13 protein-coding genes are annotated in these 12,827 nt (G+C 72.5%); 10 read left to right on the plus strand and 3 right to left on the minus strand.

The annotated features are described in order from the left end of the window. Positions 1 to 2 precede the first annotated feature (2 nt). The 9 genes from ACFULQ_RS08355 to mug all read left to right on the plus strand — a co-directional run bounded on the left by ACFULQ_RS08355 (position 3) and on the right by mug (position 9,795). Positions 3 to 2,570 (plus strand): FtsX-like permease family protein, encoded by a 2,568-nt coding sequence (locus ACFULQ_RS08355; protein ID WP_383539886.1) that lies wholly within the window; start codon positions 3 to 5, stop codon positions 2,568 to 2,570. Positions 2,571 to 2,619: 49 nt separating this feature from the next. Next, positions 2,620 to 3,525: an LLM class F420-dependent oxidoreductase gene (locus ACFULQ_RS08360; protein WP_383539889.1), complete on the plus strand. Its 906-nt coding sequence runs from the start codon at positions 2,620 to 2,622 to the stop codon at positions 3,523 to 3,525. Between the two features lie 56 nt (positions 3,526 to 3,581). Then, the gene (locus tag ACFULQ_RS08365) at positions 3,582 to 4,007 is read left to right on the plus strand and encodes a GNAT family N-acetyltransferase (RefSeq protein ID WP_383539891.1); all 426 of its coding nucleotides are present in this window, start codon (positions 3,582 to 3,584) and stop codon (positions 4,005 to 4,007) included. A gap of 49 nt (positions 4,008 to 4,056) precedes the next feature. After that, positions 4,057 to 5,532 (plus strand): CNNM domain-containing protein, encoded by a 1,476-nt coding sequence (locus ACFULQ_RS08370; protein WP_383539894.1) that lies wholly within the window; start codon positions 4,057 to 4,059, stop codon positions 5,530 to 5,532. Continuing rightward, positions 5,529 to 6,554 carry a hemolysin family protein gene (locus ACFULQ_RS08375; protein WP_383539897.1) on the plus strand — a complete coding sequence of 342 codons (1,026 nt, stop codon included), beginning with the start codon at positions 5,529 to 5,531 and terminating at the stop codon, positions 6,552 to 6,554. The genes ACFULQ_RS08370 and ACFULQ_RS08375 overlap by 4 nt, the downstream gene beginning before the upstream one ends. Before the next feature lie 77 nt (positions 6,555 to 6,631). Continuing rightward, positions 6,632 to 7,405, plus strand: a complete 774-nt coding sequence (locus ACFULQ_RS08380) for an SGNH/GDSL hydrolase family protein (RefSeq protein WP_383539900.1) — start codon at positions 6,632 to 6,634, stop codon at positions 7,403 to 7,405. 7 nt (positions 7,406 to 7,412) lie between these two features. Continuing rightward, positions 7,413 to 7,754 (plus strand): DUF4326 domain-containing protein, encoded by a 342-nt coding sequence (locus ACFULQ_RS08385; RefSeq protein WP_383539903.1) that lies wholly within the window; start codon positions 7,413 to 7,415, stop codon positions 7,752 to 7,754. A gap of 59 nt (positions 7,755 to 7,813) precedes the next feature. Next, positions 7,814 to 9,250: an adenylosuccinate lyase gene (purB, locus tag ACFULQ_RS08390; RefSeq protein ID WP_381307107.1), complete on the plus strand. Its 1,437-nt coding sequence runs from the start codon at positions 7,814 to 7,816 to the stop codon at positions 9,248 to 9,250. Positions 9,251 to 9,294: 44 nt separating this feature from the next. Further along, the gene (gene mug / locus ACFULQ_RS08395) at positions 9,295 to 9,795 is read left to right on the plus strand and encodes a G/U mismatch-specific DNA glycosylase (protein WP_383539907.1); all 501 of its coding nucleotides are present in this window, start codon (positions 9,295 to 9,297) and stop codon (positions 9,793 to 9,795) included. 28 nt (positions 9,796 to 9,823) lie between these two features. Here mug and ACFULQ_RS08400 read toward each other — a convergent pair whose 3' ends face one another. The 3 genes from ACFULQ_RS08400 to ACFULQ_RS08410 are packed head-to-tail and all read right to left on the minus strand — an operon-like array spanning position 9,824 to position 11,973. Beyond that, entirely contained in the window at positions 9,824 to 10,267 is a 444-nt protein-coding gene (locus ACFULQ_RS08400; protein ID WP_383539910.1) for a hypothetical protein, read from the minus strand. 58 nt (positions 10,268 to 10,325) lie between these two features. Further along, entirely contained in the window at positions 10,326 to 11,051 is a 726-nt protein-coding gene (locus ACFULQ_RS08405) for an ABC transporter permease (protein ID WP_383539913.1), read from the minus strand. A 1-nt stretch (position 11,052) separates the two neighbouring features. Then, on the minus strand, positions 11,053 to 11,973 hold the full coding sequence (locus ACFULQ_RS08410; protein WP_383539915.1) for an ABC transporter ATP-binding protein: 921 nt from the start codon (positions 11,971 to 11,973) through the stop codon (positions 11,053 to 11,055). A gap of 108 nt (positions 11,974 to 12,081) precedes the next feature. Here ACFULQ_RS08410 and ACFULQ_RS08415 point away from each other — a divergent pair. Then, a partial coding sequence (locus ACFULQ_RS08415; protein ID WP_383539918.1) for a histidine kinase occupies positions 12,082 to 12,827 on the plus strand: 746 nt, incomplete at its 3' end.

Raw genomic sequence — 12,827 nt, forward strand, 5'->3', positions numbered from 1 at the left:
CCGTGCTGAAGGCGACGCTCCGCAGTTTTCTCGCCCACAAGGGCCGGCTGCTGCTCTCCGCGCTGGCCGTCGTCCTGTCCGTGGCCTTCGTCTCGGGCAGCCTGATCTTCTCCGACACGCTGAGCCGCACCTTCGACCGGCTCTTCGCCTCCTCGGCACCCGACCTCACCGTCAGCCCCAAGGAGGACCTGAAGGAGGCCATCCCGTCCGGCACCACGGCCACCCTGCCCGCCGCACTCGCGGACCGGGTGGCCCGCGTCGACGGGGTCGCCGCCGCGCGGTTCGACGCCGAGGACGACGGGATCACCGTCGCCGACTCCGAGAACGAGTCGGTGGGGTCCTCCACCGGCGCCCCCACCATCGGCACCGACTGGAACCCGACCTCGCGCAGCCCCGTCGAGCTCACCTCGGGCCACGCGCCGCACGGCCCGGGCGAGGCCCTGCTCGACTCCGAGACCGCCGACCGCAAGGACCTGCGCATCGGCGACCCGCTCACCGTGATCGCGGGCCCCGGCTCGTTCAAGGTGCGGATCGTCGGCATCGTCACCTTCACCACCACCAACCCCGGGGCCTCGCTGCTGTTCCTGGACCCGCCGACCGCGCAGACGAAGCTGCTCGGCTCCGCCGACGCCGCCACCAGCATCTCGGTGGACGCCGCCGAGGGAGTGAGCAACGACCAGCTCAAGCAGCGGGTGGTGGCCGCGCTCGGCACGGGCACCTACGAGTACCGGACCGCCGAGGAGCAGGCGAAGTCGGACATCGACCAGCTGGGCGGCTTCCTCGACGTCATCAAGTACGTCATGTTGGGCTTCGCCGGGATCGCCGTCCTGGTCGGTGTCTTCCTCATCGTCAACACCTTCTCGATGCTGATCGCCCAACGCACCCGCGAACTGGGCCTGTTGCGCGCCCTGGGCGCCGACCGGCGTCAGGTCCGCCGCTCGGTGCTCACCGAGGCCACCCTGCTCGGCCTGGTCGCCTCGACGGTCGGCCTGGGCGCGGGCATCGGCCTTGCGTTCGGCCTCATCGCCCTGATGAACGCCTTCGGCATGAACATCAACTCGGGCGAGATGGTGGTCGGTTGGGGCACCCCCGTGGCGGCGTACGTCGTGGGCGTGGGCGTCACCTTCGTCGCGGCCTATCTCCCGGCCCGGCGGGCGGCCGGCGTCTCCCCCATGGCGGCCCTCGCGGACGCCGAGATCGCCGGCATCGGACGGCCGCTGAAGGTCCGCGCGATCGTGGGCGGCCTGGTGGGCGCGGCGGGCGCCGCCGCACTCGTCGGGTGCGTGACCTCCTCGCGGACGGCGTCGGCGGCCTCGCTGCTGGGGCTCGGTGTCGTCCTGACGCTGCTGGCGACCGTGATCGCGGGGCCGCTGCTGGTGCGGCCGGTGATCCGGGTGCTGGGCGGTGCCTTCCCGGCCCTCTTCGGCCCGGTCGGACGGATGAGCCAGCGCAACGCCCTGCGCAACCCGCGCCGCACCGGCGCCACCGCGGCCGCGCTCATGGTCGGCCTCGCCCTCGTGGGCGGGATGTCGGTGGCCAGCGCCTCCATGTCCAAGTCCTTCGACGACCAGATCGACAAGACCCTGGGCGCCGACTTCGTCGTGCAGAACGGCAACTTCCTGCCCTTCCCGCAGGAGGTCACGGACGCGGTCCGCGACACCGAGGGCACCGGGCTCGTCGTACGGTCGAGGTTCGCGCCCATCGCCGTACGGCTGCCGGACGGCAAGCGCGTCGAGACCACCGCCGCGGGCTACGACCCGCAGCTCGACGAGGTCGCCCGCATCACCTACGCGCAGGGCGACACCGCGGCCGCGCTCGCGTCCGGGCACCTGGGCATGGACCGGGACTTCGCGCGCGACCACGGCGTGAGGGTCGGCAGCAAGGTGCCCGTCGAGTTCCAGGGCGGGCGCCGGACCGAGCTGACCGTGGGCGCGCTCACCGACCAGGACCAGGCGGAGGGGTTCGGGACGCAGGGCGGGATCTACTTCGGGCTCGACACGCTGGAGCGGTTCGCGCCGGGCGGCCAGGAGTCCGCGCTGTACGTCAACGCCGCCTCCGGCACGAGGGCCGACCGGCTGCGCGCGGCCCTGGAGAAGACGCTCGACCCGTATCCGCAGGTCCAGGTGCGTGACCTGGCCGACTACAAGGACCTCGTGCACGACCAGATCGCGGTCCTGCTCTATCTCGTGTACGCGCTGCTCGGGCTGGCGATCGTCATCGCGGTGCTCGGGGTGGTCAACACCCTCGCCCTGTCGGTCGTGGAGCGCACCCGGGAGATCGGGCTGCTGCGCGCCATCGGACTCGCCCGGCGTCAGCTGCGCCGGATGATCCGCCTGGAGTCGGTGGTCATCGCGGTGTTCGGCGCGGTGCTGGGGCTGGCGCTCGGCCTGGTGTGGGGCGTGTGCACCCAGCAGGTGCTGGCGCTCCAGGGCCTGAACGCGCTGGCGATCCCCTGGGGCACGATCGTGGCGGTCGTCGTCGGCTCGGCGGTGGTGGGCATCGTGGCGGCGCTGCTGCCGGCGCTCCGTGCATCGCGCATGAACGTACTGGCGGCCATCGCGCACGAATGATGGAATCACCGGGCAGACAACTCAAGTCGCTTACCGCTGAGGAGAGTTCATGCCCCGCCCCGATCGGCCCCGCCCGTTCCGCTTCGCCGTCAACCTGACCGCCGCCGCCACCGACGAGGTCTGGCGCGCCAAGTGCCGACAGGCCGAGGAGCTCGGGTACGACGTCATCCTGGTCCCCGACCATCTCGGCAAGGTCGCCCCCTTCCCGGCACTGGTCGCGGCGGCGGAGGTCACCGAGCGGCCGCGCCTGGGCACCTTCGTCCTGAACTCGGGCTTCTGGAACCCGGCGCTGCTCGCCCGCGAGGTCGCCACGGTGGACGCCCTCACCCGCGGCCGCCTCGAACTCGGCCTGGGCACGGGCTATGTGCAGGCCGAGCACGACCTGGCCGGGCTGCCCTTCGGGTCGGCGGGCGAGCGGGTGGACCATCTCCGGCACCTGGTCGAGGAGCTGGAGCGGCTGCTGTCCGCCGAGGACCACGTGCCGCGGCCGGTGCAGCGGCCCCGGGTGCCCCTGCTGATCGGCGGGATCGGCAACCGGGTGCTGAGGCTGTCCGCCGAGCACGCCGACATCGCGGCCTTCACCGGGGCGACGCTGGTGCCGGGGAACACGACCGGCAAGCTGATCCCGACCACCGCCGAGCAACTCGACGAACGCGTCGCCCGCTACCGGCGCCTGGCCGAGGGCCGCAAGGAACCGGCCGAGCTGAACCTGCTCATCCAGACGGTGGTCGTCACCGACGACCGCGAGGCCGTCGCCACCCCGTTCCTGCACCGGCTGCCGGACCTCACCCTCCAGCAGGCCCTGGACCTGCCCATCATGTTGATCGGCACGGTCGAGCAGATCGTCGCGCAGGTGCTGGCCCAGCGCGAGCGGTACGGCTTCACCTATCTGACGGTCCTGGAGGCCTCCATGGAGGCGTTCGCGCCGGTGATGGATCGGCTGCGGGGGCGGTAGCCGTCCGGATGCTGGAACTCCGGGTGCCGGGCCGTCCCGCGTGATGGGATCGCCGTATGACCGACCTGCGGATACGGGCCGCGACGCCCGACGACCTGGACACCGTGCTGGCCTTCTGGAAGCAGGCCGCCGAGGGGACGAGCATCAGCGACGACCGGGACGGCGTGGAGCGGCTGGTCGCCCGGGACCCCGAGGCGCTGATCCTCGCCGAGCTCGACGAGGAACTCGTCGGCACGGTGATCGCCGGCTTCGACGGCTGGCGGTGCCATCTGTACCGGCTCGCGGTGCACCCGGAGCGCCGGCGGCGGGGCATCGGGGGCGCGCTGCTCACGGCCGCGGAGGAACGTTTCGTACGGCTCGGCGGGCGGCGCGGGGACGCGATGGTGCTGGTGCGCAACGAGATTGCACAGCACGCGTGGCGCGCCGCGGGGTACGCACCCGAGGAGAAGTGGCGGCGCTGGGTGAAACCCTTCGCCGGGTAGGACGGGCGATCCTGGGGACCCTGTCCGATCATGGGACGGAGGTGACCCGATGACCGAAGTGCTCCTCCTGCTGGTCGCGATCCTGCTGTCGCTGGCCTGCGGTGCCTTCGTGGCGGCGGAGTTCTCGTTGACCACGGTCGAGCGCGGACAGCTCGAGCGTGCGGTGGAGCGCGGTGAGCGGGGTGCGTCCGGTGCCCTGAAGGCCGTACGGAATCTGACGTTCCAGCTGTCCGGGGCGCAGCTCGGGATCACCGTCACCAACCTGGTCGTCGGCATGCTCGCCGAACCGTCGGTCGCAGCGCTGATCGCCGGGCCCCTGGAGTCGCTCGGGGTCTCGGCGTCCGCGTCGAGGTCGCTGGCTCTGGTGCTCGGCACCGCGCTGTCGACCGTCTTCCTGATGGTGGTCGGCGAGCTGGTGCCGAAGAACTGGGCGATCTCCTCGCCGCTGGCGGTGGCCAAACGGGTGGGCACCGCGCAGAGCTGGTTCAGCGCGGCCTTCCGCCCCTTCATCTCGCATCTCAACAACGCGGCCAACCGGGTCGTACGGCTGTTCGGTGTGGAGCCCGCCGAGGAGCTGGCCTCGGCGCGCGGGCCGCAGGAGCTGGCCGCGCTCGCCCGGCACTCGGCGCGCGAGGGCGCCCTGGAGGCGGACACCGCCGAGCTGTTCGTGCGCACGCTCAACCTCGCCGACCTCACCGCGGAGAACGTGATGACCCCGCGCGTGCAGGTGGTCGCCCTCGACATCCAGGCGACCTGCGAGGACGTGGCGAACGCGACGCGCGCGACGGGCCTGTCCCGGTTCCCCGTCTACCGCGGCAACCTCGACTCGGTCGTCGGCATCGCACACATCAAGGACGTCGTCGCGGTACCGGCCGAGCGGCGGCCCCGGGCCTCCGTCGCCGAGCTGCTGCGCGAGCCGCTGCTGGTGCCGGAGTCGCTCACCGTGGACCGGCTGCTGGACCGGCTGTCCGGCAAGCGGACGATGGCGGTGGTCATCGACGAGTACGGCGGGACCGCGGGGGTCGCCACGCTGGAGGACATCGTCGAGGAGGTCGTCGGCGAGGTGCGGGACGAGCACGATCCGCACGAGACACCCGACCTCGCCCCCGCCGGTACCGACGACGAGGGCAGGCCGCTGTTCCACGCCGACGGTTCGGCCCGGATCGACCAGCTCGCGCGCGTGGGGCTGCGGGCGCCCGAGGGGCCGTACGAGACGCTGGCCGGCCTGATCGCGACCGAGCTGGGGCGGATTCCTGCCGTCGGGGACTCGGTGGAGGTCGCGGGCTGGCGGCTGGACGTGGTGGACGCGCAAGGTCGCCGGGCGGCGCGGGTGCTGCTGCACGCGCCGCCGCCGGACGCTTCCGAGGAATCCGGGGGACGCGGGGACTCCGGGGAGCGCGGGGAGTCCGGGAAGCGTGGGGAGTCCGAGGGCTTTGGGGAGCGCGGGGACTCTGGGGACTCCGGGAAGCGCGGGGAGTCCGAGGGCTTCGGGGAGCGCGGGGAGTCCGGGGAGGGGGTCCGGTGACTGTCGTCCAGTTGCTGATCGGTCTGGCGACCCTCGTCGCCAACGCCTTCTTCGTGGGCGCCGAGTTCGCGCTGATCTCGGTGCGGCGCAGTCAGGTCGAGACGTCCGCCGAGCAGGGCGACCGGCGGGCCAAGAGCGTGCTGTGGGGGCTGGAGCACGTCTCCGCGCTGCTGGCGGCCGCGCAGCTCGGGATCACGCTGTGCACGCTGGTCCTGGGTGTGGTCGCGGAACCGGCGATCGCGCATCTGCTGGAGCCGGTGTTCCACGCGGTGGGCGTGCCCGAGGGCGCGGGGCACGCGGTGTCCTTCGTGATCGCGCTGGCCCTGGCGACGTATCTGCACATGCTGTTCGGCGAGATGGTCCCGAAGAACATCGCGCTCGCGGAACCGGTCCGCAGCGCCCTGCTGCTGGGGCCGCCGCTGGTCGCTCTGGCGCGGGCCCTGCGCCCGGTGATCTTCGCGATCAACGCCTTCGCCAACGCGCTGCTGAAACTGCTGCGCGTGGAGACGAGGAACGAGGTCGCGGCCACCTTCTCGGACGCCGAGCTGGCCCGGATCGTCCGGGACTCCGGCGAGGCGGGCCTGATCGACGAGCGGGCGCGGGAGCGGCTGCACGACGCGCTGGAGCTGGGGCGGCGACCGGTGCGGGACGTGGTGCTGCCGCTGGAACGGGTCGTCTACGCGCGCGTGGGCGTCACCCCGGAGCAGTTGGAGGCGCTGTCGGCCCGGTCCGGGTTCTCGCGCTTCCCCGTGGTGGACGAGGGGCGGCGGATCGTGGGCTATCTGCACGTCAAGGACGCGCTGGACGCCTCGCCGCGGGACCTGCCCTTCTCGGTGCGCGACATGCGGCCGATCGCCCGGATCCGGGAGAGCACGCCCCTGGACGACGTCCTGACGGCGATGCGGCGCAGCCGGACGCATCTCGCGGCGGTCCTGGGCGCGGACGGGCGGCTGGCGGGCCTGGTGACGATGGAGGACGTGCTGCGGGAGCTGTTCGGCCGATCCGTGAGCGGCGGTCCGTGAGCGGCGGTCCGTGACGAACAGGGGATCCAGGGGCGACCGACCGTCGGGTATGTGCACGGGCTACCATTTCTTCCGCCATGCAGACTAATCCCACGTACTCCAGCCTGGTCGCGGTCGGCGACTCCTTCACCGAGGGCATGTCGGACCTGCTCCCGGACGGTTCCTACCGGGGCTGGGCCGACCTCCTCGCCGGCCGGATGGCCGCCGTGACGCCCGGCTTCCGCTACGCCAACCTGGCGGTGCGCGGCAAGCTCATCCAGCAGATCGTCGACGAGCAGGTCGACGTGGCCGCGGCGATGCAGCCGGACGTGATCACGCTGGTGGGCGGCCTCAACGACACCCTGCGGCCGCGGTGCGACATGGTCCGGGTGCGTGAGCTGCTGACGGAGGCCGTGGAGCGGCTCGCGCCGTCCTGCAAGCAGCTCGTCCTGATGCGCAGCCCCGGCCGCCAGGGCCCGGTCCAGGCGCGTTTCCGGCCGCGCATGGAGGAGCTGTTCACGGTCGTCGACGAGCTCGCCGCCCGGCACGGCGCGGTGGTGGTCGACCTGTACGGCGCCCCGTCGCTCTCCGACCAGCGTGCGTGGGACGTGGACCGGCTGCACCTGACGGCCGAGGGCCACCGCCGGGTCTGCGAGGCCGTGTGGCAGGCCCTGGGCTACGACCCCGAGGACACCGAGTGGCGAACGCCACTGCCGGCGACGGTGCCGCCGAAATGGCTGGCCCGCCGGATCGAGGACGTCCGCTTCACCCGGCAGCACCTGCTGCCCTGGATCGGACGGCGCCTGACGGGCCGCTCGTCGGGCGACGGCAGGCCGCCGAAGCGGCCCGACCTCCTGCCCTACGAGCACTGAGGACACCGTGCACACGCGCGTGGTCAACGTCCGGGGCCGGCTCCATGAGTACGGCCCCCGGCTGGAGCACGCGCCCGCCGACCTCGTCTACGTCGGCCGCCGTTGGACGATGGGCGGCTGGGACCTGCCGGGACACCCGCTCCTCAACCCCTTCGCCTACGACACCGCCACGCGCCGCAGGGACGGCACGCGGGCGGAGGTGATGGCGAAGTACCGGGCGTATCTGCTGGAGCGGCCGGATCTGCTCGCTCTGCTGCCCGAGCTCCGCGGCAGGGCGCTGGCCTGCTGGTGCGCGCCCGAACCGTGCCACGCCGATGTCCTGGCGGAGCTGGCGGACCGGCTCTCGTAGCTTCCGACGAACGGGGCCCCGGCGCTGGCCTGCACGAATCGCCAGTAGAATCTGCACACGTGACTCCCGCCAAGCCCCGCATCCCGAACGTTCTCGCCGGCCGCTACGCCTCCGCCGAGCTCGCCACGCTCTGGTCGCCCGAGCAGAAGGTGAAGCTGGAGCGTCAGCTCTGGCTCGCCGTGCTGCGGGCCCAGAAGGACCTCGGGATCGAGGTGCCTGAGCAGGCGCTCGCCGACTACGAGCGGGTGCTCGACACCGTCGACCTGGCCTCCATCGCCGAGCGCGAGAAGGTCACGCGGCACGACGTGAAGGCGCGGATCGAGGAGTTCAACGACCTCGCCGGGCACGAGCAGGTCCACAAGGGCATGACCTCCCGCGACCTCACGGAGAACGTCGAGCAGCTCCAGATCCGGCTCTCCCTGGAGCTGATCCGCGACCGCAGCGTGGCCGTCCTGGCGCGCCTCGGCAAGCTGGCCGGCGAGTACGGCGAGCTGGTCATGGCCGGCCGCTCGCACAACGTGGCCGCGCAGGCCACCACCCTCGGCAAGCGCTTCGCGACGGCGGCCGACGAGCTGCTCGTCGCGTACGGCCGGGTCGAGGAACTCCTCGCCCGCTACCCGCTGCGCGGCATCAAGGGCCCCGTCGGCACCGCCCAGGACATGCTGGACCTGCTGGGCGGGGACGCCTCGAAGCTGGCCGAGCTGGAGGACCGGATCGCGGGCCACCTCGGCTTCTCGCAGGCGTTCACCTCGGTCGGCCAGGTCTACCCGCGCTCGCTGGACTACGAGGTCGTCACCGCGCTGGTGCAGCTGGCGGCGGCCCCCTCCTCGCTCGCCAAGACGATCCGGCTGATGGCCGGGCACGAGCTGGTGACCGAGGGCTTCAAGCCGGGCCAGGTCGGCTCCTCCGCGATGCCGCACAAGATGAACACGCGGTCCTGCGAGCGCGTCAACGGCCTGATGGTCATCCTGCGCGGCTACGCCTCGATGACCGGCGAGCTGGCGGGCGACCAGTGGAACGAGGGCGACGTGTCCTGCTCGGTGGTGCGCCGGGTCGCGCTGCCGGACGCGTTCTTCGCGCTCGACGGCCTCTTGGAGACCTTCCTGACCGTGCTCGACGAGTTCGGCGCCTTCCCGGCCGTCGTGGCCCGTGAGCTGGACCGTTACCTGCCGTTCCTCGCCACCACCAAGGTGCTGATGGGCGCGGTGCGCGCGGGCGTCGGCCGTGAGGTCGCGCACGAGGCGATCAAGGAGAACGCCGTCGCCTCCGCGCTGGCGATGCGCGAGCAGGGTGCCGAGCGCAACGAACTCCTCGACAAGCTGGCCGCCGACGAGCGCATCCCGCTCGACCGCGCCCAGCTCGACGAACTCATGGCCGACAAGCTGTCCTTCACGGGTGCCGCGGCCGACCAGGTCGCCGTCGTGGTCGGCCGCATCGAGGAGATCGTCAAGCAGCACCCGGCGGCCGCGGGGTACACCCCGGGGGCGATCCTCTGACCCGGTTCACCCCCGCGGACCTGGAGGCCGCCCGCGACCGGCTCGTGCCGGATGTCGTCGCGGACGGCCTCCGCGTTCTGTTCTGCGGCATCAACCCCGGGCTGATGACGGCGGCCACGGGCCATCACTTCGCCCGTCCCGGAAACCGGTTCTGGCCGGTGCTGCATCTGTCCGGGTTCACGCCGCGGCTTCTGAAGCCGTCGGAGCAGGGGGAGTTGCTGTCGTACGGGCTCGGGATCACCAATGTCGTGGCCCGGGCTACCGCGCGGGCCGACGAACTGAGCGCCGAGGAGTACCGCGCGGGCGGGCGGCTGCTGGCGGAGAAGGTGGCGCGGCTCGGGCCGCGTTGGCTGGCCGTGGTGGGGGTCACCGCCTACCGTGCGGCCTTCGACGACAAGAAGGCGAGGGTCGGGCCGCAGGAGCGGACGATCGGGGCCTCGCGCGTGTGGGTGCTGCCCAATCCGAGCGGCCTGAACGCGCACTGGACCACGGCGACGATGGCGGAGGAGTTCGCCCGGCTGCGGGTGGCGGCGGAGCAGGGGTAGGGCCGGTTGCGAAAGTGGCCCTGGCGGGTCACACCGGGTCGATGTCCGAGGCCACAGCGAGGACATGGACCTCGTCGGCCTCGTCCCGATAGCCCACGCCGAGGGCGATCCAGCGGTCCGAGCCGGGAGGCTGCCAGAGGTCGAGGTCGTCCGTCACGATGCTCGTCGTGAACCAGGGCTCGGGTATCTGCTCGCCCCGGTCGAGGCGCACCTTGAGCGTGTTCATGCCCCAGGGCCGCTGTCTGCCCCAGCGGTCGTCCAACTCCTGGGCTATGCGGCTCTTGAGGGCGTAGAAGTCCCCCACGGCCGCCATGCGCGGCGCCGCGTCGCCGTCCCGCAGGCCGTGGCTCACCTCTAACGACTCGATGCGGTAACCGGGCCCCGACAGGTACGCGCCCGACTCGCCGTCCGCCGCGGTCAGGTCGCGGGCGCACAGCGAGTCGATGGCGGCGAGGTACTTCGCGCTGTCCATGTGATCCAGTAAACCGGCCGCCACTGACATTTGGCGGGGCGTCAGGCGATCCGCGGGGTCAGGCGTCCCGGTGTCGCAGCCTCCAGGCCCCCGCGGCCAGGGCAGCGGCCGCCCAGGCCGCCGTCACGGCGAGTCCCGTCCACGGTCCCAGAGGCCCGTCGTGGGTCTCGTACAGGACGATCTGGCCCGCCCGGTCCGGCATGAAGTCGGTGGCCCCGCCGGCCACGTCCCCGATCACGAACGAGACGACCAGGACGAACGGGATCAGCAGCGAGAGCGCCGCCACTCCACTGCGCAGCAGCGCCGCGAGACCGGCCGCGAGCAGTGCCATCAGGGTGAGGTAGATCCCGCATCCGACGACACCGCGCACTTGTTCACCGGTGCTCACACCGCTCGCCGCCTCGCCGAGACCGGCACGTGCCACGAGGAGCGCGGCGAGGGAGGTGACCAGGCCGACCACGAGCGTGGGTACGGCGATGGCCGTGACCTTCGCGGCGAACCAGCGCCCGCGCCGCGGCACCGCGGCCAGCGACAGCCGGAGCCCACCCCCGTGGAACTCCGACGACACCGCCATGGCACCGAAGGCGATGGCCGCGATCTGACCCGGCGCGACCCCGGAGAGTGCCATGAACAACGGGTCGAACTCGGGGTCGGAGGTCTCGGAGACACCGGCGATCGCGGAGAACGCGGTGGTCGCGGCGAACAGGGCGAGCAGGGCGCCGAGGAGCGAGCGGAGTGTACGGATCTTCAGCCACTCGGAGCGGAGGACGGGGGCGAAGGGCATGTCAGGCCTCCTGGGGGTGTGCGGTGAACTCGGTCTCGGCGGAGGTCAGGTCGAGGTAGGCCTGCTCCAGGGTGGCTTCCTCCGCGGCCAGTTCGAGGAGGGGGACGCCCGCGGCGGAGACGAGGCCGCCGATCTCGTCCACGCGTGCGTGCCGCACCGTCCAGTGCCCGTCCTCGTGCTCCACAGCGTCATGGCCGTGCGGGGCGAGGGCGCTCTTGAGCGCGGCGGGGTCGGTGGTGCGGATGCGGACGCCGGGCTGCACGCGTGCGTGGATGAACTCCCGCACGGGTGTGTCGGCGAGGAGGCGTCCCCTGCCGAGGACGACGAGGTGGTCGGCGAAGGACGCGGTCTCGGTCATGAGGTGGCTGGAGACCAGGACCGTGCGCCCCTCGCCGGCCAGTCGGCGCAGCAACTCGCGGATCCAGATGATGCCTTCGGGGTCGAGCCCGTTCGAGGGCTCGTCGAGCATGACCACCGCGGGGTCGCCGAGCAGCGCGGCGGCGATGCCGAGCCGTTGCCGCATGCCCAGGGAGTACGTCCGCACCCGGCGCCGGGCGACCGACGCCAGCCCTGTCGCCTCCAGCACCTCGTCGACCCGGCGCCCGGGGATGCGGTTGCTCGCCGCCAGCGTGCGCAGGTGGTCGCGGCCGGTGCGGGAACCGTGCGCGGCCTGGGCGTCGAGCAGGGCGCCCACGTGGCGCAGGGGTTCGGCGAGGCCGGCGTAGGGCCGTCCGCCGATCGTCGCCGTGCCGGAGGTGGGCCGGTCGAGGCCGAGGACGAGCCGCATGGTGGTGGACTTCCCGGCGCCGTTGGGGCCCAGGAAGCCGGTGACCCGGCCCGGCAGGACCTTGAAGGTGAGGTCGTCCACGGCACGTCGGGTGCCGAACTCCTTGGTGAGGGCCTGGACTTCGATGCTGGTCATGGCAGCAGCCTGGCCGGTGCCGCCGGGCCCGGGCCTCCCCCGCGCGGGGAGATCGTCTCCCCCGTGCGGGGGAGGGCCGTTGTCGGTGGCGGCTGGCACGATGACCACATGGTCCGCTTGCTGCGCCCGTTCGGCCGGGCGGTGACGTACACGCGGTGGCTGCATCTGTTCATCGCCACCGTGTGGCCGGCGCTGTGGATGTTCGTCGAGGAGGCGTGGTGGACCTGGCTGTTGGCGGCCGTGACCCTCGCGCCCGTCGGACTCGTGCCCGCGATGCGCACCGTGGAGGGGTTGCAGGCCCGGCTCCTGCTGACAGGGCATCGGCACGACAGTGAGAGCCTCGCCATCGTGGTCGCCCCGTCCGCGTCCTGGGGCGACCGGGGGCGGCTCGTGCTGTGGCTGGAGACGCGGCTGCTGCTCGGCTACGCGACGGCGTTGCTCTCCGTCCAACTGCTGATCGGCACGGTGGACCTGGTGGCGTCGGCGTTCGGCCGGGACGTGGACGAAGGCGTGCTCGTCCTGCTCGACGGCCACCAGTGGTGGCACATCCTGCTCGCACCGCTCACCCTGGCCGCGCTGGCGGCGACCGGGTTCGGCGCGGGCCGTCTCGTCACCGCGCTCGCGCTGCGGCTGCTGGGCCCCTCCCCCGCCGACCGCCTCGCCGCCCTGGAGGAACGCACGGAACAACTCCTGGAGCGCACCCGGATCGCGCGCGAGCTGCACGATTCGATCGGGCACGCGCTGACCGTAGCCGTCGTCCAGGCGGGAGCGGCCCGCGCGGCGGGCGACCCCGCCTTCACGGAGCGCGCCCTGGGCGCGATCGAGGACACGGGGCGGGCCGCGCTGGAGGACCT

The sequence above is a fragment of the Streptomyces sp. NPDC057253 genome, assembly GCF_042669125.1.
Taxonomy (GTDB): domain Bacteria; phylum Actinomycetota; class Actinomycetes; order Streptomycetales; family Streptomycetaceae; genus Streptomyces.

Excerpts from the sequence above, each read along its gene's own strand:
- ACFULQ_RS08380 (WP_383539900.1), top strand. The coding sequence starts at position 6,632 with ATGCAGACTAATCCCACGTACTCCAGCCTGGTCGCGGTCGGCGACTCC.
- ACFULQ_RS08370 (WP_383539894.1), top strand. The coding sequence starts at position 4,057 with ATGACCGAAGTGCTCCTCCTGCTGGTCGCGATCCTGCTGTCGCTGGCC.
- ACFULQ_RS08405 (WP_383539913.1), bottom strand. The coding sequence starts at position 11,051 with ATGCCCTTCGCCCCCGTCCTCCGCTCCGAGTGGCTGAAGATCCGTACA.
- ACFULQ_RS08360 (WP_383539889.1), top strand. The coding sequence starts at position 2,620 with ATGCCCCGCCCCGATCGGCCCCGCCCGTTCCGCTTCGCCGTCAACCTG.
- ACFULQ_RS08365 (WP_383539891.1), top strand. The coding sequence starts at position 3,582 with ATGACCGACCTGCGGATACGGGCCGCGACGCCCGACGACCTGGACACC.
- ACFULQ_RS08400 (WP_383539910.1), bottom strand. The coding sequence starts at position 10,267 with ATGGACAGCGCGAAGTACCTCGCCGCCATCGACTCGCTGTGCGCCCGC.
- ACFULQ_RS08410 (WP_383539915.1), bottom strand. The coding sequence starts at position 11,973 with ATGACCAGCATCGAAGTCCAGGCCCTCACCAAGGAGTTCGGCACCCGA.